The 23061-nt window shown below is 64.6% G+C and carries 17 protein-coding genes; 16 read left to right on the forward strand and 1 reads right to left on the reverse strand.

Annotated features, from left to right (window positions below; genetic code table 11):
* Positions 1 to 4: 4 nt before the first annotated feature.
* From ACVK00_RS07920 to ACVK00_RS07950, 7 genes are all read left to right on the forward strand, one after another.
* Complete coding sequence (locus tag ACVK00_RS07920) at positions 5 to 1282, forward strand: L-fuconate dehydratase (RefSeq protein ID WP_228908268.1); 1278 nt, start codon at positions 5 to 7, stop codon at positions 1280 to 1282.
* Between the two features lie 53 nt (positions 1283 to 1335).
* Positions 1336 to 2112, forward strand: a complete 777-nt coding sequence (locus ACVK00_RS07925) for an SDR family oxidoreductase (RefSeq protein WP_284895571.1) — start codon at positions 1336 to 1338, stop codon at positions 2110 to 2112.
* Positions 2113 to 2124: 12 nt separating this feature from the next.
* Positions 2125 to 3666, forward strand: a complete 1542-nt coding sequence (locus ACVK00_RS07930) for a sugar ABC transporter ATP-binding protein (protein ID WP_284895569.1) — start codon at positions 2125 to 2127, stop codon at positions 3664 to 3666.
* Between the two features lie 16 nt (positions 3667 to 3682).
* A complete protein-coding gene (locus tag ACVK00_RS07935) occupies positions 3683 to 4720 on the forward strand; it encodes an ABC transporter permease (protein ID WP_228908265.1) in 1038 nt (345 codons plus the stop codon).
* Positions 4721 to 4797: 77 nt separating this feature from the next.
* Positions 4798 to 5739 (forward strand): ABC transporter substrate-binding protein, encoded by a 942-nt coding sequence (locus ACVK00_RS07940; protein ID WP_006749499.1) that lies wholly within the window; start codon positions 4798 to 4800, stop codon positions 5737 to 5739.
* Positions 5740 to 5787: 48 nt separating this feature from the next.
* Positions 5788 to 6678 (forward strand): L-fucono-1,5-lactonase, encoded by an 891-nt coding sequence (locus ACVK00_RS07945; protein ID WP_284895566.1) that lies wholly within the window; start codon positions 5788 to 5790, stop codon positions 6676 to 6678.
* A gap of 71 nt (positions 6679 to 6749) precedes the next feature.
* A complete protein-coding gene (locus ACVK00_RS07950) occupies positions 6750 to 7511 on the forward strand; it encodes a FadR/GntR family transcriptional regulator (RefSeq protein ID WP_228908263.1) in 762 nt (253 codons plus the stop codon).
* Between the two features lie 10 nt (positions 7512 to 7521).
* Here ACVK00_RS07950 and ACVK00_RS07955 read toward each other — a convergent pair whose 3' ends face one another.
* On the reverse strand, positions 7522 to 8763 hold the full coding sequence (locus tag ACVK00_RS07955; RefSeq protein ID WP_228908262.1) for an NAD(P)/FAD-dependent oxidoreductase: 1242 nt from the start codon (positions 8761 to 8763) through the stop codon (positions 7522 to 7524).
* A gap of 311 nt (positions 8764 to 9074) precedes the next feature.
* On the opposite strand from ACVK00_RS07955, the gene ACVK00_RS07960 reads away from it, so the two are divergent.
* The 9 genes from ACVK00_RS07960 to ACVK00_RS08000 all read left to right on the forward strand — a co-directional run bounded on the left by ACVK00_RS07960 (position 9075) and on the right by ACVK00_RS08000 (position 22895).
* Positions 9075 to 10160, forward strand: a complete 1086-nt coding sequence (locus ACVK00_RS07960) for a hypothetical protein (RefSeq protein ID WP_228908261.1) — start codon at positions 9075 to 9077, stop codon at positions 10158 to 10160.
* Between the two features lie 419 nt (positions 10161 to 10579).
* Entirely contained in the window at positions 10580 to 11287 is a 708-nt protein-coding gene (locus ACVK00_RS07965; RefSeq protein ID WP_228908260.1) for a YfiR family protein, read from the forward strand.
* The gene (locus ACVK00_RS07970) at positions 11284 to 12552 is read left to right on the forward strand and encodes a diguanylate cyclase domain-containing protein (protein WP_284895562.1); all 1269 of its coding nucleotides are present in this window, start codon (positions 11284 to 11286) and stop codon (positions 12550 to 12552) included. The genes ACVK00_RS07965 and ACVK00_RS07970 overlap by 4 nt, the downstream gene beginning before the upstream one ends.
* A gap of 84 nt (positions 12553 to 12636) precedes the next feature.
* Positions 12637 to 13146, forward strand: a complete 510-nt coding sequence (locus tag ACVK00_RS07975; RefSeq protein ID WP_284895865.1) for an OmpA family protein — start codon at positions 12637 to 12639, stop codon at positions 13144 to 13146.
* A gap of 331 nt (positions 13147 to 13477) precedes the next feature.
* Positions 13478 to 15367 (forward strand): type VI secretion system baseplate subunit TssF, encoded by a 1890-nt coding sequence (gene tssF / locus ACVK00_RS07980; RefSeq protein ID WP_354123260.1) that lies wholly within the window; start codon positions 13478 to 13480, stop codon positions 15365 to 15367.
* 134 nt (positions 15368 to 15501) lie between these two features.
* On the forward strand, positions 15502 to 17640 hold the full coding sequence (locus ACVK00_RS07985; protein WP_354123261.1) for a type VI secretion system Vgr family protein: 2139 nt from the start codon (positions 15502 to 15504) through the stop codon (positions 17638 to 17640).
* A 17-nt stretch (positions 17641 to 17657) separates the two neighbouring features.
* Positions 17658 to 18116, forward strand: coding sequence for a DcrB-related protein (locus tag ACVK00_RS07990; protein ID WP_228908258.1), 459 nt, complete (start codon positions 17658 to 17660; stop codon positions 18114 to 18116).
* The gene (locus tag ACVK00_RS07995; RefSeq protein WP_354123262.1) at positions 18113 to 22462 is read left to right on the forward strand and encodes an RHS repeat-associated core domain-containing protein; all 4350 of its coding nucleotides are present in this window, start codon (positions 18113 to 18115) and stop codon (positions 22460 to 22462) included. Before ACVK00_RS07990 ends, ACVK00_RS07995 begins: the two co-directional genes overlap by 4 nt.
* Positions 22410 to 22895 (forward strand): hypothetical protein, encoded by a 486-nt coding sequence (locus ACVK00_RS08000; RefSeq protein ID WP_284895553.1) that lies wholly within the window; start codon positions 22410 to 22412, stop codon positions 22893 to 22895. Before ACVK00_RS07995 ends, ACVK00_RS08000 begins: the two co-directional genes overlap by 53 nt.
* The last annotated feature ends 166 nt before the right edge of the window (positions 22896 to 23061 follow it).

The following is a 23061-nucleotide window of genomic DNA, read 5'->3' on the forward strand; positions in this document are numbered from 1 at the left end:
CGCCATGCCTATCATTCGATCGATGCGCGTCCTCGACGTGCGCTTCCCGACCTCGCGCCAGCTCGACGGCTCCGATGCGATGAACCCGGACCCCGATTATTCGGCTGCGTACGTCGTGCTCGAAACCGACCACGACGGGCTCGAAGGCCACGGGCTCACGTTCACCATCGGGCGCGGCAACGAAATCTGCTGCGCGGCGATCGACGCGATGCGTCACCTCGTCGTCGGCCTCGACCTTGACTGGATCCGCGAGGACATGGGCCGCTTCTGGCGGCATGTGACGTCGGACAGCCAGTTGCGCTGGATCGGCCCCGACAAGGGCGCGATCCACCTGGCGACGGGCGCCGTCGTCAATGCGGTGTGGGATCTGTGGGCGAAGGCCGCGGGCAAGCCGCTGTGGCGGCTCGTCGCCGACATGAGCCCCGAGGAAATCGTGCGCGCGATCGACTTCCGCTACCTGACCGACTGCCTGACGCAGGACGAGGCGCTCGCGCTGTTGCGCCGCCAGGCGCCGGGCAAGGCCGCACGGATCGCGGCGCTCGAGCGCGACGGCTACCCATGCTATACGACGTCGGCGGGCTGGCTCGGCTACAGCGACGACAAGCTGCGCCGGCTGTGCCGCGAGGCGGTGGACGCCGGTTTCGACTACGTGAAGCTGAAGGTCGGCGCGAACCTGGAGGACGACATCCGCCGCGTGACGATCGCGCGCGAGGTGATCGGCCCCGAGCGCAAGCTGATGATCGATGCGAACCAGGTGTGGGAAGTCGACGAGGCGATCGACTGGGTGCGCGCGCTGGCGTTCGCGAAACCGTGGTTCATCGAGGAGCCGACGAGCCCCGACGACGTCGAAGGGCATCGCAAGATCCGCGAGGCGATCGCGCCCGTGCAGGTCGCGACCGGCGAGATGTGCCAGAACCGCGTGCTGTTCAAGCAGTTCATCGAGCGCGGCGCGATCGACGTCGTGCAGATCGACGCGTGCCGGCTCGGCGGCGTGAACGAGATTCTCGCGGTGATGCTGCTGGCCGCGAAGTACGGGCTGCCGGTGTGCCCGCATGCGGGCGGCGTCGGGCTGTGCGAATACGTGCAGCATTTGTCGATGATCGACTACGTGTGCATTTCCGGCACGAAGGAAGGGCGCGTGACCGAATACGTCGATCACCTGCACGAGCATTTCGTCGACCCGTGCGTCGTGCGCGGCGCGGCGTACATGCCGCCGACGGCGCCCGGCTTCTCGATCGAGATGAAGCCGGCATCGTTGGAGCAGTATCGGTTCCGCGGCTGAAGCACGGCGACGCGCGTCGCGCGCGGCCACAACATGAACGACGGAGACGCGAAGTGGATTTGAATCTGCAAGACAAGGTCGTGATCGTGACCGGCGGCGCGTCGGGCATCGGCGCCGCGATCTCGATGCGGCTCGCCGGCGAAGGCGCAATTCCGGTCGTGTTCGCACGCCACGCGCCGGACGACGGCTTCTGGCGCGAACTCACGCAGACGCAGCCGCGCGCCGCGCGCGTGTCCGCCGAACTGCAGGACGACGCGCAGTGCCGCGACGGCGTCGCGCAGACCGTCGCGCGTTTTGGCCGCATCGACGGCCTCGTCAACAACGCGGGCATCAACGACAGCATCGGCCTCGATGCCGGGCGCGACGCGTTCGTTGCATCGCTGGAGCGCAACCTGATCCACTACTACGTGATGGCGCATCACTGCGTGCCGCACCTGAAGGCCGCGCGCGGCGCGATCGTCAACATTTCGTCGAAGACGGCCGTCACCGGGCAGGGCAACACGAGCGGCTATTGCGCATCGAAGGGTGCGCAGCTCGCGCTGACGCGCGAATGGGCGGTCGCATTGCGCAACGACGGCGTGCGCGTGAACGCGGTGATCCCGGCGGAGGTGATGACGCCGCTTTACCAGAACTGGATCGCCGGTTTCGACGACCCGGATGCGAAGCTTGCGGAGATCGCCGGCAAGGTACCGCTCGGCAAGCGCTTCACGACGGCCGACGAGATTGCCGACACGGCCGTGTTCCTGCTGTCGGAACGCGCATCGCACACGACGGGGCAGTGGCTGTTCGTCGACGGCGGCTATACGCATCTCGATCGCGCGATCGGCTGAGGACGGCGAGCCATGCAACCTGATCCGAACCCGACCGACGCACCCGCCGCGCTGATCGAGCTGACCGGCGTCAGCAAGCGCTTTCCGGGCGTGCAGGCGCTCGACGATTGCCGGTTCGACCTGCGCGCCGGCGAAGTGCACGCGCTGATGGGCGAGAACGGCGCCGGCAAATCGACGCTGATGAAGATCCTCGCCGGCGTGTATCAAAAGGACGGCGGGGAAATCCGGATGGACGGCCGCGCGGTGGAGATCGACGATCCGCGCGCCGCGCAGGCGCTGGGGATCGGCATCATCCATCAAGAACTGAACCTGATGAACCACCTGAGCGTCGCGCAGAACATCTTCATTGGCCGCGAGCCGCGTGGCCGCTTCGGCGTGTTCGTCGACGAGGAGAAACTCAACCGTGACGCGGCCGCGATCTTCGCGCGGATGCGGCTCGATCTCGACCCGCGCACGCCGGTCGGCCGGCTGACGGTCGCGAGGCAGCAGATGGTCGAGATCGCGAAGGCGCTGTCGTTCGACTCGCGCGTCCTCATCATGGACGAGCCGACCGCCGCGCTGAACAACGCGGAGATCGCCGAGCTGTTCCGCATCATCGGCGAGTTGCGCGCGCACGGTGTCGGCATCGTCTATATCTCGCACAAGATGGACGAACTGCGCCAGATCGCCGATCGCGTGACGGTGATGCGCGACGGCAAGTATGTCGCGACCGTGCCGATGGCAGGCACGTCGATGGACGCGATCATCGCGATGATGGTCGGCCGCCAGCTCGATACCGAATTCCGCACGCCGCCCGATACGTCCGCCAACGACGTCGCGCTCGAAGTGCGCGGGCTGTCGCGCGGGCGCGCGATCCGCGACGTCGGCTTCACGCTGCGGCGCGGCGAGATCCTCGGCTTCGCGGGGCTGATGGGCGCGGGCCGCACCGAGGTCGCGCGGGCGGTGTTCGGCGCGGATCCGGTCGACGCGGGCGAGATCCGCGTGCACGGCAAGACCGTGACGATCCGCACGCCGGCCGACGCGGTCGCGCACGGGATCGGTTATCTGTCGGAAGACCGCAAGCACTTCGGGCTCGCGGTCGGAATGGACGTGCAGAACAACATCGCGCTGTCGAGCATGCGCCGCTTCGTGCGGCGCGGCCTGTTCCTCGATGCGCGCGCGATGCGCGACACCGCGCAGTCGTACGTGCGGCAGCTCGCGATTCGCACGCCGTCGGTCGCGCAGCCCGCGCGCCTGCTGTCGGGCGGCAACCAGCAGAAGATCGTGATCGCGAAATGGCTGCTGCGCGATTGCGACATCCTGTTCTTCGACGAGCCGACGCGCGGCATCGACGTCGGCGCGAAAAGCGAGATCTACAAGCTGCTCGACGCGCTCGCCGCCGACGGCAAGGCAATCGTGATGATCTCGTCGGAGTTGCCCGAGGTGCTGCGCATGAGCCACCGGATTCTCGTGATGTGCGAAGGGCGCGTGACCGGCGAATTGCGCGCGGCCGACGCCACGCAGGAAAAGATCATGCAACTCGCGACGCAGCGCGAGTCGACCGTATTGTCCTGATTCAGCCCCTACGACCATGCCTAACGATACGCATCCCGTTCCGCCTCTGGCCACCGGCGACACGCCGGCCGGCGCAGCCGGCCTGAAAGCCCGCTTCTTCAACCCGGCCGCGCGGCAGAAGCTGCTCGCGTTCGCGAGCCTCGTGCTGCTGATTGCATTCTTCAGCTTCGCGTCGCCGAACTTCCTCGATGTCGACAACCTCGTGTCGATCCTGCAGGCCACCGCGGTGAACGGCGTGCTGGCGGTCGCATGCACCTACGTGATCATCACGTCGGGCATCGACCTGTCGGTCGGCACGCTGATGACGTTCTGCGCGGTGATGGCCGGCGTCGTGCTGACGAAGTGGGGGATGCCGCTGCCGCTCGGGATCCTGGCCGCGCTGTGCTTTGGCGCGCTGTCGGGCAGCGTGTCCGGCTTCGTGATCGCGAAGATGAAGGTGCCGCCGTTCATCGCGACGCTCGGCATGATGATGCTGTTGAAGGGGCTGTCGCTCGTGATCTCGGGCACCCGGCCGATCTACTTCAACGACACGCCGGGCTTCACGTCGATCGCGCAGGATTCGCTGATCGGCAGCCTGATCCCCGCGCTGCCGATTCCGAACGCGGTGCTGATCCTGTTCCTCGTCGCGATCGGCGCATCGATCGTGCTGAACCGCACCCTCTTCGGCCGCTACACGTTCGCGCTCGGCAGCAACGAGGAAGCGCTGCGGCTGTCCGGCGTGAACGTCGATGCGTGGAAGATCGCCGTCTACACGTTCAGCGGCGCGGTGTGCGGGATCGCCGGGCTCTTGATCGCGTCGCGGCTCAACTCCGCGCAGCCGGCGCTCGGGCAGGGCTACGAGCTCGATGCGATCGCGGCCGTCGTGATCGGCGGCACGTCGCTGTCGGGCGGCGCGGGCAGCATCGTCGGCACCATCATCGGCGCGTTCATCATGAGCGTGCTGACCAACGGCCTGCGCATCATGTCGGTCGCGCAGGAATGGCAGACGGTCGTGACGGGCGTGATCATCATCCTCGCCGTCTACGTCGACATCCTGCGCCGGCGCCGCCGCTGACGCACGTACGTGCTATGCATCTGCTTCACCGCCGGCCGGGCCGGCATTTCAGTCGATACCAACCAAGGAGACGCGAAGTGATCAGGAGCAAGGTGTTGAACGCGATCGTCGGGCTGACGTTCGCCGTCGGCGTGACGGCCGGCGCGCAGGCGCAGGAAACCTACATCCCGCTGATCTCGAAGGGCTTCCAGCATCAGTTCTGGCAGGCCGTGAAAGCTGGCGCGATGCAGGCCGCGAAGGACTACAAGGTGAAGGTGACGTTCGAAGGCCCCGAAACCGAGGCGATGGTCGACAAGCAGATCGACATGCTGTCCGCCGCGATCGCGAAGAAGCCGGCCGCGCTCGGCTTCGCGGCGCTCGACAGCAAGGCCGCGCTGCCGCTCCTGAAGAAGGCGCAGGCCGAGAAGATCCCCGTGATCGCGTTCGACTCGGGCGTCGACAGCGACATCCCGGTGACGACCGCCGCGACCAACAACAAGGCCGCCGCATCGCTCGCCGCCGACAAGCTCGCCGCGCTGATCGGCGACGAAGGCGAGGTCGCCGTGGTCGCGCACGACCAGACGAGCCGCACCGGCATCGACCGCCGCGACGGCTTTCTCGAACGGATGAAGTCGGCGCACCCGAAGGTGCGGGTCGTGACCGTGCAGTACGGCGAAGGCGACCAGCTGAAGTCGACCGAGGTAACGAAGTCGATCCTGCAGGCGTATCCGAAGCTCAAGGGCCTGTTCGGCACCAACGAAGGCTCGGCGATCGGCGTGGTGAATGGCGTGCGCGAGATGAAGCGCAAGGTCGTGATCGTCGGCTACGATTCGGGCAAGCAGCAGAAGGACGCGATCCGCAGCGGGCTGATGGCCGGCGCGATCACGCAGAATCCGATCGGGATCGGCTACAAGACCGTCGAGGCGGCCGTGAAGGCGATCAAGGGCGAGAAGCTGCCGAAGGTCATCGATACCGGTTTCTACTGGTATGACAAGACCAATATCGACGACCCGAAGATCTCGGCAGTGTTGTACGACTGAGCGTGACGTGATGTGATGCCGCGTTCGAGGGCGAACCACGAGGACATCATGGGCGCAGTGCGTATCGATTCCCATCAACACTTCTGGCGTTACCGCGCGGCCGACTATCCGTGGATCGGCCCCGGCATGGGCGTGCTCGCCCGCGATTACCTGCCCGACGCGCTGTGGCCGCAGATGCATGCGCAGGCGCTCGGCGCGTCGATCGCGGTGCAGGCGCGCGCCGGACGCGACGAGACGGCGTTCCTGCTCGATCTCGCCCGCGACGACGCGCGCATCGCGGCGGTGGTCGGCTGGGAGGATCTCGGTGCGCCGGCGCTCGCCGACCGCATCGCCGAGTGGCGCAGCCCGAAGCTGCGCGGCTTTCGTCACCAGGTGCAGGACGAAGCCGACGTCGGCGCGTTCGTCGCGGATCCCGCGTTCAATCGCGGCGTCGCGTGGCTGCAGGCGAACGGTTACGTGTACGACGTGCTCGTGTTCGAACGCCAGTTGCCGGACGTGCGCGCGTTCTGCGCACGGCACGATGCGCACTGGCTCGTGCTCGATCATGCGGGCAAGCCCGCGCTCGCCGAGTTCGACCGCGACGATACCGCGCTCGCACGCTGGCGTGCCGCGTTGCGCGAGCTGGGCGCGCTGCCGCATGTCGTGTGCAAGCTGTCGGGGCTCGTGACCGAGGCGGACTGGCGGCGCGGCCTGCGCGGGCAGGACATCCGGCACATCGAGCAATGCCTCGATGCGGCGCTCGACGCGTTCGGCCCGCAGCGGCTGATGTTCGGCTCGGACTGGCCCGTGTGCCTGCTCGCGGCGTCGTATGACGAAGTGGCGTCGCTGGTCGAGCGCTGGGCCGAAGCGCGGTTGTCGGCGGCCGAGCGCAACGCGTTGTGGGGCGGTACGGCCGCACGTTGCTATGCGGTGCCGGGCGACCCGAATCCCGGCATATAAAATAGGCGCGAGCGGCCCGATGCTTCATTCGTCGGGCCGTCCGCAACGCAACCGCTTACCTGTATCAACGTATGTCCATCCAGCCGATTCAGAACCGCCGCCTCTACCAGCAGATCGCCGACAAGCTCAGCGCGATGATCGGGTCCGGCGATTTTCCGCCGGGCAGCTATCTGCCGCCCGAGCGCGAACTGGCCGAGCAGTTCGGCGTGTCGCGCACGTCGGTGCGCGAGGCGCTGATCGCGCTCGAAGTGAGCGGGCTCGTCAGCGTGCGTGTCGGCGACGGCGTGAAGGTGCGCCAACCCGAGGCGGCTGCCGCACCGGAACCGCGGCCCGAGACGAAAGTTGCGCCGTTTTCGATCGTCGAGATCGATCCTGAGCTCGGCATTGCGCTCGACCTCGATACCGAAATCCCGCCGTTCGCGCTGTTGCAGGCGCGCCGGCTGATCGAGCCGGAAGCCGCGGCGCTCGCGGCGAAACACGGCTCGGACGAGCAAATCGAAGGGATTCACGACGCGTTCCTGCGCAACCAGGAAGACAATCGCAGCGGCTCGCTCACGCATCCGGGCGACCGGCTGTTCCATATCCGTATCGCGGAAGCGAGCGACAACCCGGCTTATGCGCTGATGATCAAGCAGTTGCTCGCGCACAAGTACGATCTGATGTTCCAGCGCCTGCAGTCGCTGTACATGCCCAACGACATGCCGCACCGGTCGGAGCTGGAACACCGCGCGATCCTCGACGCGATCCGCGCACGCGACCCCGAGGCCGCGCGCCGCGCGATGGCCGAGCATCTCGACGAGGTGATCCGGATCTTCGGCCGCGCGCTCGACTGAGCGCGCGGGCTCAGAAGCGGTCGGCGCGGTAGGGCGTCGGATCGGTGAACGGTGCTTCGCCCGTCATCATCTCGGCCAGCAGGCGGCCGGAGACGGGGCCGAGCGTGAGCCCGTGATGGTTGTGCCCGAACGAGAACCACAGCCCGCGATGCGCGGGCGCGGGGCCGATCACCGGCCGCATGTCCGGCGTGCACGGCCGGAAGCCGAGCCACGGTTGCGGGTCGAGCCGTTCGCCGAAGCCGAACACCGGGCGCGCGACGCGTTCCGCGCGATCGAGCTGCACGCCTGTCGGCGGCAGGCCGCGCCGCGCGATCTCGACGCCGGTGGTCAGCCGCAATCCGCGCCGCATCGGCGCGATCACGTAGCCGTATTCGCGATCGACGATCGGCGCCGACGGCGCGCCGCGTTCGGAAGGCGCGTAGTGCATGTGATAGCCGCGCTTCTCGCGCAGCGGAATCTTGTAGCCGAACTTGCCGAACACCGTGTCGGACCACGGGCCGAGCGCGACGACCACGGCTGGCGCGGCGATCTTGCCTTGTTCCGTCGTGACCTGCCAGCCTGGCGACAAGGCGTCGAGGCTCGCGGCATCGCCGGTGAGCAGCGTGCCGCCGCCTTGCACGAAGAGTTGCGCGTAGGTTTTGACGAGCGCGGACGGATCGACGACGCTTTTCGGATCGAGCCAGTGCAGCGCGCCGCAGAAGCCGGGCGCGAGGCTCGGTTCCTGCGCACGCAGTGCCGCGGCATCGAGCGGCGTAATGCCGAGCCCGTGGCGGCGCGCGGTGAGTCCCGCATCGGCGACCGCGCGTTCGAATGCGGCCGGCGTGCGGAACGCTTCCATCCAGCCGCTTGCACGCACCAGTTCCCCTGCGCCGGCACGCGCGATCAGCGCGTCGTGCTCGACGATGCAGCGCTCGATCAGCGGCAGCATGTCGCGCGACGCGGCTGCGTGACGCATCGGCGCCGATTCCCACCAGAAACGCGCGAGCCACGGCGCGAACGCGGGCAGCGACGTGCCGTGCCAGTAGAGATCGGTGGAGCGGTTCAGCGCGTAGCGCATCAGCGTGAAGGGGCTGCGCGGAAACGGATACGGTTCGATCGACGAGCGCTCGATCAGCCCTGCGTTGCCGAAGCTCGTGCCTTCGCCGGGCGCGCCGCGGTCGACGAGGGCGACCTTGCGGCCGCGATCCTGCAGGTGCAGCGCGGCGGAGACGCCGACGATGCCTGCGCCCAGAACGATTACGTCGAAGTCCATGTGGGAAGACAAAATGAACGGTTGATGACCGACACGCAGCGTCGGCGACGAGCGCTTCGGTCGGATGCGCGGATTGCAATCGAATGATCAGCAAGGATACTCGCGAACGCGGCGATGCGCGAATTGGCATGCTTTCGCGAGGGGAGAGGTTGTCGCGATGGGTGCCCAGGTTATACGCTAGGCGGCCGGCGGCCGCACGAAGCCGGATACGAAGGCGTCGCACGAGTTGCGTTTTTCTCTTCCGGAATGAGTGGCGCCCCTGGAGGGAATGCGACTTCATCGAATTTACTAACTGGTCATCTGAACGCGCAATGTCCGACAACAATATTCCCGAGGCCCGACAACCCGCCGCAGTTCCGTGGCACCGATCCCCGATCGTTCGCAGCGCCGCCGTTCTGGCCGGGCTGTTCGCCATGCTGCCGCTCCTCAAGTTTCAACTGGTGAGCAAACTGCTCATCGGTGCGATTTCAGCAACGATGCTGTACGGAATCTTGCGTGAATGGATACAGGAGTTGGGACCGTTTCGAACTTGGCTGATCCGTCGCACGGTCAGAGTCATGCGGAAACTGCGCCCTATCGCGAAGCTGCCGCCTGATGTCACCGTGGCGTATGGTTTGGTCGCGATGATGTTGTTGCTTTCCGGAATTTTGTGGGTCGTGCTGAATGCGACATGGATCGATCGCTTCTCCATACCCGTTTTTCTTCTTCTCGCATACGCAGCTGCACGGCACATTTACCATGTGTTGCATCTGATCGCGCGATGGACATGGAGCAAGGCATTAGGAAAGGGCGCCTATCTGGCGGTTGCGTCGGTTGCGCTTTGGCTCGCGCGCTCGGACGCGGAGAAGCTGGTTCTGACGTTGACGCATGAAACCGCCGATCATTTTTCCAGCTTCACCGGTCTGTCAGCCTCTGCATTCTTTGCGCTGCGTCTGGTCCAGGCTGCGGGGATCTCGCTCGTCGTGTTCCTTGCATTTCAGTTTGTTTTCCTGATGGGTAGCATGCTCATTCAGGTTTCTGCGAATCACGTCCGGATATTCAGCAGAGAGGGTGTCGAACGGATGACCGTGACCTGGAGAAGACTCAGATTCGGGCTGAAAAAGTCGGAGCTGGATGGTCGGGAGCGGCTCCGCCAGGTGATTGCCATGCTTGCGCCGGTTGGTCTGGTGTTCTGGGCCATACCGTTGCTGATGGGGCCTGCCTACCTCATCGGCAGCATCGAAACACGGACGCTGCTTTCGCACGCGCTGGTGAGAGCGACGTATTCGGCAGCGGGCGCATGCCGCGGAGACAACCATGAGGGATTGTTCGCGCGCATTGGAGACGACCGTGTGTCGGAGGCCGTGAAGGAAGGTGACGGGTACGTGTTCCGAACCGTATCGTGCAAGCCTAATTAAGCGCCATTTTCCCGGGCGGATGAGCCTTCGTGATGTCGAGCATCGCGTGTCGGGGCCGCTCCGTCTGTCGACGCAATCGCGCAGCAAATTTTACTGACTGCGCGTCGGTGTGCGGTTGACGCGGGTCCGGTGCGTCGCTGACGAACGTGAACGTATGAATTTTGACGCGCACGGTCGTCCTATCCGCTGATCAATCGGTTACCGTCACGATCGGATGGGCATTAGGCATTTCCTGCATACGCATTATCCCGAGCAGCCTCGATTCAACATACTTTCCGATGTTATTCGCGGGTGTATCCCACTGGTTTGGGATACGAATTTTTACCTAAGATGGAAGCAATCGTGCGCGTGAGACGGTGCTTGCATGCGCATGCAGGTAAGCGGTAGCGCCGGGAACGACTGCAGCAGATGTTTCCATCATGGATGCGAGTGTGTGCGCGGCGGCGGCGAGTCATGCAGCCGTATCGACGCCAGCGTACGCGGCGGCAATCGCTGCGTGTACGGCGTCCGGCCGGCCAGGCCGAGTCGCCACGTTACGCCACGCGTTCGTCGCAATCGTTTGCGTTCTGAGCGGTGCGCCGGCCGTCCTCGCCGGGGCGTCTGCGGATACGGAAGAGCCAGGCGAAACCGTGCGAATCGCCGCCGCCGCGCCGGCCGTCAGTCCTGCCAGTCCCGTGATTTCCTCACACGACTCCGCCGTGCGCCAGGTCGTGCTCGGCATCGTCAGTTTCACGCGCTGGCCCTCGACACCCGTTCGTCTGCATTTGTGCGTGACCGGTCGCCCCAACTACGCGGCCGGCCTGACCGACACGTTGCAGGCAGGCTCGACCGCGCTCGACGTGCAGCGCGTGCGCTTCGACGATCCCGCGCTCGGCCTCGCGTGCGACGTCGTCTATCTCGGCATCCTGGCCGACGATGAGCGAGCGCGGATAAGAGCCGCGCTGGCGGGCCGCCCGGTGCTGACGATCGCCGAACACGACGAGTCCTGCACCGCAGGTGCCATGTTCTGCCTCACGGTCGAGGCCGAACGCGTCACGTTCGACATCAATCTCGACGCCGTCGCGCGCAGCGGCGTGCGCGTGCATCCGAACGTGCTCAATCTCGCGCGACGGCCGCTGATGCCATGACACGTTCCGCGCCCCCCATTTCGTCTTCACGTGTGCCGCGCCCGACGCTGCAAAGCGTGCTGCGTCGCGCGCATTTGCGCCTGGCCTTCGTTGCGGTTGCGATGGCCGCCGTGTCGCTGATCGTCGTCGCCGTGATCGCGTTGCGCGCGTATGCCGGCAACAACCTGAACCTGCTGGCCCGCTCGCTCGGCTATACGGTCGAGGCGGCGCTCGTGTTCGGCGACCGCGTCGCGGCAAACGAGGCGATCGCAACCATCGCCAACGACGAGGACGTCGCGCAGGTGGTGGTCACCGATGCCAGAGGACAGTTGTTCGCGACCTGGAAGCTGCCCACCGAAGACCGGATCGCCCGGCTCGAGCGCGGTGTCGCCGCTCTCGCGTTGCCCGGGCCCGTGGCCATCCCGGTGATGCACGACGGCATCGTCGTCGGCCAGGTCATCGTGCGTGGCCGCGGGCATCAGTTCTTCGGATTCCTGCTCGGTGGGATCGGCGGCATTCTCGGCTGCCTGGCCGTCAGCGTGCTCGGCGCGTATGTCAGCTCGAAGCGTCTGCTGCGCAACATCGTTGCGCCGCTGCGCGCGCTCGCCGGCGTCGCGCATGCCGTGCGGCGCGAACGTGCGTTCGGGCGGCGCGTCGAGCCCGCGGTGATCGCCGAGCTCAACCAGCTCGGCGACGACTTCAACGCGTTGCTCGACGAATTCGAAGACTGGCAGAACACGCTGCGCGACGAAAACGCATCGCTCGAACACAAGGCGACGCACGATGCGCTCACCGGGCTGCCCAACCGCGCGCAGTTCGAGTCGCGTCTGTCAGTGTCGCTTTGCGACGCCGTGGTGACGGGGCAGCGGGTCGCCATCCTGTATCTCGACTGCGACCGCTTCAAGGAGATCAACGACTGCCTCGGCCACGATGTCGGCGACGCGGTGCTGATCGGTGTCGCGGCGCGGTTGCGCACGCAGGTGCGCGAGACCGATCTGGTCGCACGCCTGGGCGGCGACGAATTTGCGGTGATGCTGGGCACTGTGCGCGAAGTGGAAAGCGTGTGCCGGATCGCCGACGAGATTTTGTCCGGCATGGTGCCGTCGATCGAGCTGCCCGACGGACGCATGGTGGCCACCATGATGAGTGCCGGCGTGGCGCTGTATCCCGATCACGCGTCCGACGCGAACGGCTTGCTGCGGGCGGCGGATGCCGCGATGTACCGTGCCAAGCGCGCGCGGCCGGGGACGTGGCAGTTGGCGGAAGGCGTTGCCGGGCGGGTTTGATGTCTATCGTTTCGCGCTGCGGGCGAGGCCGTGGCGGCGGGATAAGAAGCGCACGCGGCGCGGGCGCATACGAAGGGGACGATGATGAAAAACTCGTTGCCGGTGAGCATTGGGAGGCTGTGCGTCGCAAGCGCGGTGCTGCTGTGTCTGTTGCTCGGCGGGTGCAAGACGCCGCCGCTGCATCGGGGGCTCACGCAGACGCAGGTCACGGCGCTGAAGTCGGCCGGGTTTCAGGAGACCGGGCAAGGGTTCGAGTTCGGGTCGAGCGGGCCGATTTTGTTCGATTTCGATCGGTATAACCTCAAGCCGGATGTGAGGCGGATCGTTGAGCGGATCGGGAGGACGTTGAAGTCAGCTGGAATCAATGGGGTGCGGGTTTATGGGTACTCCGATGAGGAGGGGGAGGCGGCTTACGACCTGGAACTGTCGCGGCGGCGGGCGGAGGTGGTGGCGATCGAACTGGTGGATGTGGGGCTGGACGGGAAGCAGATTGCGGTTGTAGGGAAGGGGAAGAACGATCCGGTGGGGGATAACCGGACGCCAACCGGGCGGGCGCAGAATCGGCGGGCGGCGATTGTGGTTTCGCCGCGGTGAGGGGGTGTGTCGCGCAATGGCGCGCGGCAATTTAGAGTTGCCGTCTGTCGACACGCAAGCGGCCGGCGCCTGTTGCTGAATGCACGAATACCGGAATGTCGCGGGCGGTCTGTTGTAACTGTTTGCCACCATTGCCAGACGCACGCGGGAGCGTCTGTCCACGCGCGGCGGACCTTGATGTTCGCGGCATCCGGGACGAATCGGCGTCACGCGTGACCAGACACTGCGCGATGAATGTGCAATAAGGCTTTCAATTGCTTGAATAGAATCGTTCCGCCTTGTTTGAACGCTGCATGGCCCATCGGCGAGCGCAGCGGCCACCGGAACGTGTATGGCCCTCGAACCCAACGATCTGCTTCCGCACTTCGAACGCGAGATCGCGCTGCTGCGCCGTTCGATGCAGACGTTCGCGCAGCGTTATCCCAAAATCGCCGCCCGCCTTGCGATCACCGGCGGGCGTTCGGACGATCCGCATGTCGAACGTCTTCTGCAGTCGTTCGCGTTGATGGCGGCGGCGCACGACATCCGCCTCGAAGATGATGTGCCGGCGTTTACGCACGCCCTTCTCGAATCACTGCACAGCGCGTTCCTGCGCCCGTTTCCGTCCTGCGCGATCGCGCAATTCCATGGTGACCGGACCGACAAGCAGACCGCACCTCGCGTCATCCTCCGCGGTGATCGATTGGTCGCACCCGCCGGCCGGGAAGTATTTCGGATGGCAGATGACGTCACGATCGTGCCGCTGACCGTTGCGGCGGTGCGTTACACGACGTCGGCGATCGCGCCGCGAGACGCGGCGTTGCCCCCGGAAACGACCGGGTTGCTGACCGTCACGTTCGAACTGACCTCGACGGAAGCGACGTTCGCGATCGTGCCGGACAGGTTGCGCGTGCACTTCACCGGCGCGCGCGAGGTCGTCGCGGCACTCACGGACGCCGCGCTGCTGCTTGCCGTACGAACTTTTCTCGAAGTGGGTGATTCCGGTCGCTGGAAGCGCGTTGCGGACGGGGCATTGACGGCCGTCGGGCTCGAGCCGACCGATGCGCTGCTCGACATGCCGCCTGATGACACCCTGGCGCCGTTTCACTTGCTGATGGCGTACTGCGCCGCTCCGGAGCGCTTCGACTTTGTCGATGTCGACATGCGACCGCTCAAGCGGGCCGCCGGAGATAGTCGTCGCGTCGCGCTGCACCTCGCGATCGCCGGCGTGCATCCCGACTCGCATCGCGGCCAGCGTCTGGCCGCCGCGACCGCTGACCATGTGCGCTTGTTCTGTATGCCGGTGATCAACCTGTTCCCTGACGATGCCGCGCCGATCGAGACGCACGCCGGTTGCGCGTATTACCCGGTGAAAGCGTTGGCTCAGGCCGGTACGTCGCAGGCGGGCATCTGGTCGATCGACTCCGTTCGTCAGATCTCCGACGTGGGTACATCGAGCCTGGCGCCGTTTCATTCGCTACGGCACGGCATGGACAGCCGTCCGGGGTTGTTCTGGACGGTATTGCGCGACGAGGCCAGACGGGCACCGAAACAGAAGCTCGTTGATCCCGACAGCAAACCGACGGACAAGGCGCGGACGCCGAGCCCGGCCCCGGGTGAGACGCCAGAACCGCTCCACGGCGTCGAACTCCAGTTGACCGACCGAGACGGCCGGCCTGCCGATCCGGGTAAGCGCAAACTGGCGATCCGGCTTTCCTGTACGCAGGGCGATCTGTCCGGGATGCAGACGTGCGAACTGGCGTTGGCCGAAGGCGACCCGGTGGGCGCGATCATGCTGCTGAACCGGCCGACCCGGAGCCGGCCGCCGGCTTTCCGCTACGGCGAACTGTGGGATTTGCTGTCGCTCCTCGTCCCGCAGGCGATCCGGCTGGACAACGGCGGGCTGGCCCAGCTTCGGCGGCTTTGCGTACGCTGGGCGGAAGGCTCCGTCGACGCCGGTCGGCGCTTCGATGCGCTCGTCTCGCTGTCGACCGCGCGCATACGGTGCTGGCTGCCCGGCAAGCCGGCGTCGGCGTTCGTATCGGGACTGGAAGTGCGACTGGTCGTGGACGAGCAGCGCTTCGCCGGGTTCAGCCTGAGCGGACTCGCGCAAGTGATGGAGCGATGCTTCTCCCCGCACGTGCCTGTCACAAGTTTCGTGCAGATTGTGCTGATATCCGCGCATACCGGCGCGGTGCTTCGCCGCGGGCAACCGCGTCCCGGCGTTCAGCCGTTGGCCTAGGCTTGAGATTATGAGGGGCGGAACGAAAACGTTTGCGGAGCGTCTTTCGCACGGTCGGCTTTTGTCCTACATTATCGTGGCTCCGGGCCTGTCAGCCGGTCCATGGAACCTGAGAACATAAGTAAGGAACAAGAATGAGTTTCGCTCCGAACGGGGGTATTCCCAACGGTTTGGGCGGTGGTGCGCTCGGATCCCTGAGCGCGCTCGGCGGCCTTGCCGCGCCGATCGCGTCGAGTGTTGCCGGGAGCCTCGGGCCGCTTGCCGGCCTGGCCGGGCACGTCGACACCGTCCAGCGCGCGATGCAGCTCGCGCAAACCGGTTTCTCGCTGATGGACAAGACGCCCGGCGCGATTGCCGAGGCGATCAACGGCGCAGCCAACCCCGCGCGCCTGACCCAGCTCAATCGTTACGTGACGCTCGATACGCCGCTTGGCCCGGACGTGCTGCTGGTCAGCGCGGCCGTCGTCGACGAGTACGTGAACCGGTTGCCGGAAATCCACCTCGACCTGCTGTCGCATCGCCACGACCTTCGCCCGGACGACCTGATCGGCCAGCAGGTCAAGATCCGGTTCGATCAGCAGGCGCGCTTGTCGACGCTCGAGCGCGTCGTGGCAGCGGGCACCGGCGAGAACGACCGTTACTTCGATGGCTACGTGGCGTCGTTCGACCGGGCCGGCAACCCCGGGAATGTCACGCAGTATCACCTGACGGCCGTGCCGTGGTTCTGGTTCCTGACGCGCTCGACCGACTGCCGGATTTTCCAGAACAAGACCGCGCAGGACATCCTCACCGAGATTTTCCAGGAGCACGGGTTTTCCGACTTCGTGTTCGATATCCGGACGAGCCAGAAGCCGCTCGAGTACGTCGTGATGTACCAGGAGTCTTACTACAACTTCTGCGCGCGGTTGATGGAGCAGGAGGGGCTGGTCTGGACGCACCGCTACGAGAAGGACAAGCACTTTCTCGTGATCGGCGACACGAACCTGCTGTTCCGTCCGATCGACGGGCTGGCCACCGTGCCGTTCGCCGCGACCGAGGCGAGCGAAGACAGCGGTATCGACCAGTTGCACGAAGGCCGGCGCTTCGGCGTCGGCAAGGTCACGTTTCGCGACTTCAATTACCAGAACCCGTCGTCGCCGCTGATGCTGGTTGAGGCCGAGCCGCAGAACCTCAAGCATGCGCGGCTTGACGCGACCGAACGGTTCGAGCACCAGTCGCTGTACGACCACGGCGACGACGGCAATCGCTATGCGCGTTTCGCGATGGAAGCCGAAGAGGCGCAGGCCCATCGCTATACCGGCGGCGGCTATGCGTGGCGCATGACGACGGCCGGCGCCGTGACCGTGGCGAATCATCCGGTCCTCGAGAACAACCAGGAATACGTGATCCTGCATGTGCGACACGAGGCCGTGAACGACTACACGCAGCACAGCGCCAAACTGCCGTACCGCAACAGCTTCGCGCTGTTGCCGAAGAAGATTCCGTACCGCGCGCCGCGTGCGACGCCGAAACCGGTGATTCATGGCACGCAGTCGGCGATCGTCGTCGGCCCGAAGGGCGAGGAGATCTATACGAACGGGAGCGCAGTGAAGGTGCACTTTCCGTGGGATCGACGCGGCAAGAAGGACGGCTCCGACTCGATGTGGGTGCGCGTTTCGCAACCGTGGGCGGGTGACGGCTGGGGTGCGGCCGCGATTCCGCGGATCAAGCAGGAAGTGCTCGTGGCGTTCAATCAGGGCGATCCGGACAACCCGGTGATCGTCGGCCGCGTGTTCAACGGCGAGCAAGGCAACCCGTATCACGGCGCGGCTGGCCAGACGGTGGGGATCAAGAGCCAGACGCACAAGGGGCAGGGATCGAACGAGATCCGCATGACCGACACGAACGGCATGCAGGAATTCTTCATGCACGCGCAGAAGGACATGAACACGGTGGTCGAGAACAGCGAGACGCACAAGGTGCTGGGGCCGATGCGTACCGTCCTCGTGGCGACCGGTAGTGAAGAGAAGCAGATTCCGCAGGGCAACCTGACCGAGACGATCGCCGAGAAGCGCAGCACGACCGCGACCACAGTCGAGGTGACGACGCCGGCCAAGGATGGCGGCGGCGGGACGCAAGCCTACGTGGCCGAGCGCGGCATCTTGCTGAAGGTGCAGGACAGCTCGATCTCGCTGGCGCCGGAGGGCATCCGCCTCGAGCACAAGGGCTCCGTGATCCTGATGACCGACGACGGCGTGATGGTCAACGGCAAGCGCATCGATCTCAACAAATAACTCGAACAAAACCAGCCATGCACTACGCAATCCACGAAGGCACCTTCGAACTGCCGGACGCGGCGCTCGACCGCACCGTCAACATCCTGATGATGAACGCCGGCCCAGGCGGCCTCAACCTCGTGATCGCCCGCGGGCGGTTTCGCGACGGGGAGAATCTCGACGCGTTCGTCGCGCGCGAATGGGAAGTGGCGTCGCGCGATGCCAGGATGCTGACCGAGAAGGCGCGCCGGCCGGTCACGGTTGCCGGGCGTGCGGGTATCCAGATCGATTCGACGCACGAGCGCGACGGCCGGCTCTGGCATCAGGTCCAGACCATGTTCCCGTCGGACGACGCCGGTCGCGTGCTGGTGATGACGTTGACCAGCGCGGCGCCGCTGACCGACGAACAGCAGGCAATCGCCGACCGGATGCTCGCCAGTTTCCAGCCGCGCGGCGCCAGACCGACCCTGCTCGGGCCGGGTGACGTGTCGTGAGCGCGGAACACTTCGCGGCCGCGCGCTTCGAAGACCCGATCCAGCACACGTCGTTCTGGGGCGAGCTTGCCGGCACGGTCGGGTCGGTGATCGGCGGTGCCGTCGTCGGCGCATTGGTGGCGGAGGCGATGGAAGGGCTGGTGTTCGTCGGCCTCGCCGCGCTGGAAATCGGCACGGCAGGGTTGGCGACGCCGCTCGTGATCGCGATCGGTGTCGGCGTGGCGGTCGGCTCGGGCGCGCTGATGGAAGCGAGCGGCATGAACGAAGCCATCGACGACGGGGCGAAGGCGCTGGCCGATGCGATCGCGCCGCCCGAGATCAAAGGCAAGATCGCGAGCGGCTCGGGGAACGTCTACGTCAACGACAAGCCGGCCGCGCGGGCGGCACAGCCGGGCGACCTCGATACCGTTGCGTGCACGGACCATTCCGGGCCGCAGATGATAGCCGACGGTTCGGGGAGCGTTTACATCAACGACCAGCCGGCTGCACGCGTTGGCGACAAGACGACTTGCGACGGCACGATCGCCGAAGGTTCCGACGACGTTTTCATCGGCGGCGGCACGCAGCGGGTGCGGGACGTGAAGTCGGCCACGCGGCTCGGATGGCTCGGGGCCGCGCTCGGTATTGCGCTGGCCGTCTGTGGCCGCGGCAAGATGAGCTGGGGGCAGTTTCTGAAGAGCAAGGTGCCGTGTCTCGCGATTAATTTTGCGGCCGGTGCTTTCGGTACGTGGCTTGGCAGCCTGGCGAGGCCGTCGGCCGGCCACCCGGTCAACGTCATTACCGGCGGCAAGATTCTCGACGGCACGGACGATACCGACTTCGCATTGTCCGGGCCGCTGCCGATCGTGTGGCAGCGCTTCTACAGCAGCCACGATGATCGTGCGGATGGTCTGTTCGGGCCGAGCTGGAGCGTGCCGATCAGCGTTGAGCTTCGGCTGGCGCGCGAGCATGGCGAGGTCACGTCGATCACGTACTGGGACGAGCAGGGGCGCGATATCGTGTTCCCGGCCGTGCCGCCCGGTGAGAGTCATTTCAGCGTGCCGGAAGGTATTTACCTGATTTGCACCGAAGGCGGCCACTACGTGGTTGAAACGGTCGATGGGCTGTATCGCGATTTCGGCCGCGCTCGTCGTGATGCGGACAGCGAGACGCTCACGCTGTGGCGGCTCGAAGATCGCAACGGCAACTGGATCGAGGTGGAGCAGGAAGCTGCCGCTGGGGTTGTGCGGCCCGCGCGGCTGCGTGACAGTGCCGGACGCATGCTGACGCTGGTCTATGAAAGATCGCACCCCCGACGCGTTGCCGCGATCGAGTTGAGCCGCGGCGTCGATGGTGAACGACCCGACACGCTGGTGCATTACGCATACAACGACGCAGGCGAACTAGTGGCCGTCACCGATCGCAGCGGCCACACCGCGCGTCGCTTCGCATACGAACGCGGACTGATGGTCCAGCACACGTTGCGCGGCGGCTTGAAGTGCTTTTATGCGTGGCAGGGAGTCGGTCGCGATGCGCGTGTCGTGCGCCACTGGACGGACGACGGCGAAGCGTACACGTTCGATGCGGATCTCGCGCGGCGTACGGTGACGATTACGGACCAGATCGGTCGCGTTACGCAGTGGACGTGGAATGAGGATCAGCAGCCGACCAGTCATACGGATGCCGAAGGCCATGTATGGCAACTCGAGTGGAACGCGATGCGGCAGTTGGTCAGCACGACCGATCCGGCCGGGAATACGACCCGCTTCGAATACGACGAGCGGGGGCGGCAGACGCAGCGTATCGATGCGCTCGGCCAGGTTGAGCGCACCGAATGGAACGGGCACTACGATCTGCCGGTAGCGGAAACCGATCCCGCCAACGCGCGCTGGATTTACCGCTACGACGAGCGCGGCAACCTGACGATGGCGCGCGATCCGGCCGGCTTCGCGACCGAGTATTACCGCGATGAGCGTGGGCTCGTGCACACGATTCGCGACGCGCGTGGCGGGTACAAGTTCCTCGAATGGAATGGTCGGGCGCAGTTGACCTCGTACACAGATTGTTCCGGCAAGGTCACGCGGTTCGCGTATGACGCACGTGGGGCGCTTGCGCGTGTGACCGATGCGGCGGGGCAGGCCACCGTGTACGAAACGGATGCGATGGGGCGGGTCACCGGGATCGGGACGGCCGATGGCGCGCGGCAGATGTTTCGGTACGATGCGGCCGGGCGTCTCGTCGAGGTCGTCGATGCGAACCAGCGCAGCACCCGCTACGAACTCAATCCGCGTGGATTGTTGCTGTCACGCACGGACGCGGCCAATCGTGTCGTGCGGTTCGGTTACGACGATGCGTTCCGGCTGGCGAGCTTGACCAATGAGAATCGCGAGTCGTATCGCTTCCAGTATGACCGTCGCGACCTTCTGGCCGCGCAGATTGGTCTCGATGGCCATAAACGAACTTACGAATACGACGTGTGCGGTCAAGGCACGATCGTACGGGATGGGCAGATCGAGACGCGATACGAACGCGACGCAATCGGGCGACTGACGGCGAAGCAGGCCACGCATGAGCGATGTGAATACCTGTATGACAAGGCGAGCCGGGTCGCATCGGCCGAGTTGTACACGCTGGCGGCTCGTGGTCCGTCGCTGAAGAATCGGGTCAACCTGAAATACGGCGCGCGCGGAGAGGTCCTCGAGGAATACATGCCGACGGGCTGGCTTGCGCATACGTATGACGAGCTTGGCAATCGCGTCAGCACGACGATCTCCGGTGAGCGGACGATCGATTGGCTGCATTACGGTTCGGGACACGTGCACCAGATTCGTTTCGATGGTGCTGCGGTCGCAGACATCGAACGGGATGATCTGCATCGCGAGGTGCTACGGACGCAGGGCAAGCTGACGAGTCATTTCGGATATGACGCGGTGGGTCGTCGGGCGCGGCACGCTGCGCAGCGAGGCAAGGCGGGCGGCGAGTTGCTCGCGAAGCAGTGGCAATACGATGCAGCAGGCGACGTGATCCAGAAGCGGGATCAGCGTTATGGCACGACGAGCTATCGGTATGACCCGACCGGGCGTATCGAACAGGCGGCAGGGCCGGGATTGCCGTCGGAAGTGTTTCGCTGGGACGCGGCGGCCAACCTGGTGTCGAGCGATCACCCGGGAGGCTATGTCGAGCACAACCGGCTCAAGATGTTCGAGGACAAGCGCTTCGAGTACGACGCGTACGGGCGGCTGGTTCGCAAGCTGAGTGGGCACGGCCCCGCCAAAGAGCTGGTGCTTGAGTACGACGACTGGAATCAGCTGAAGTCTGTTGTGACGAAGGACCGGCTCGGCGTCGGGACCACGCATTTCGAATACGACGCGTTCGGCCGGCGGATTCGGAAGCTCAATGGCAGTTACGCGAGTACGGATTTTCTGTGGGATGGCATGCGACTCGTGCAGGAGACTTATCACGATCGTCAGGGGGAGGAAGCGCTGACGTATCTGTACGAGTCCAATAGTTATGTGCCGCTTGCGCGGATCGACCAGCGTGCATCGGCAGCGAATGACGCCAATGCAAGGGACGCCGTCTACTATTTCCACAACGACGTCTCGGGAATGCCCGAGGAACTGACTGACTCAGACGGTGAGTTGATCTGGCAGGCACGTTACAAGGTTTGGGGTAACGCGGTGCAGGAGGAGTGGATTGCACAAGAGCCGCAGAGGTCTATGCCGACATGGGGCGAGGTGCAGTCAACTACATCGACACCCGCTCACGTACCGCGACCGCAGAATCTGCGTTCCCAGGGGCAATATCTGGACCGGGAGACGGGGCTGCACTACAACACGTTCCGGTTTTACGATCCCGACGTTGGTCGCTTCATCAACCCCGACCCGATCTCGTTGCGGGGCGGGATCAACCTGTACCAGTACGCACCCAACCCGCTCTCGTGGATTGATCCGTGGGGGTTGACAGGGTTCTTCACCCCGTCGGTATTCGCTGCGCCGTCCGGGAGCACTCATACTGTTTATCAACAAGCAATTGACTGGAATTTGCCGGTGAACACACGGGGCGGGACAGTAACCAACCTTGATTTGGCTGCAAGTGGGAAAAGTCCGTTTGTTGTGAAAAACGGTGTGTATTCACAGCTTAACCTGCATCATTCGAATCAAGATGGATTGGGCGCATTGTTTGAATTGTCGGCGGACACCCATCAACGGTATTATGGTAGTAATGCACTGCACCCCTATTTGCCCAATCCGCACCCGGTGAATCCGGTGAATAGAGATACATTCAATGCGGACCGTGAGGCATATTGGAAGCAACGTGCTGCCGCTGAAGTGGACCGAAGAAAATCTGCTGGACGATGTGGAGGTTGATATGCTGTCAAATAAGATTATTTTATTTTGTCAGAATAAAAAATGGTGGTTTGATGATGTTGAGCCGACATATAAGGATGCCCTGCTAAAAATGGGGTTTGATATTTCATCAGATTTTTCGCAATTTTATTTGCACGTGGAGGATGGTCCGACATTCACGTCGAAAAATGGAGAGATCTATCAAATCTGCTGGTTTTTGAATAATTCCGACTATGATGGTAGATTGAGGGTTGCTCGCGAGATTCTTAAAATACCAGAGCCATATATTCCCCTGGATTCATTCGCGGGGGAGCGAGGATATTTCTACAACATGGAAACGGGCCAGGTTTTTGATGTTGGGTTGGGAAACTCTTTAAAAGAATTCGTGGCGGGCAATGCGAAGGCTCAATGGGGTGGGTTCAATGAATTCATTGAGTGGTTTTTTGATATTTGACTATCAAATTGTTTTTTTGATGCGATGAGGTTGCTGGCAGAATGGTCCGTCGCCGGAACACTTTAGCTGCAACATCCGGGCAAACATCGTCGGGCAAACACCCGCCGGGAGGTTTCCGTGATTGTCAATTGGCCGTATGGATTCCGCGTCGTGCAAGTAGTTCGCT

It is taken from the genome of Burkholderia sp. PvR073 (assembly GCF_054055695.1).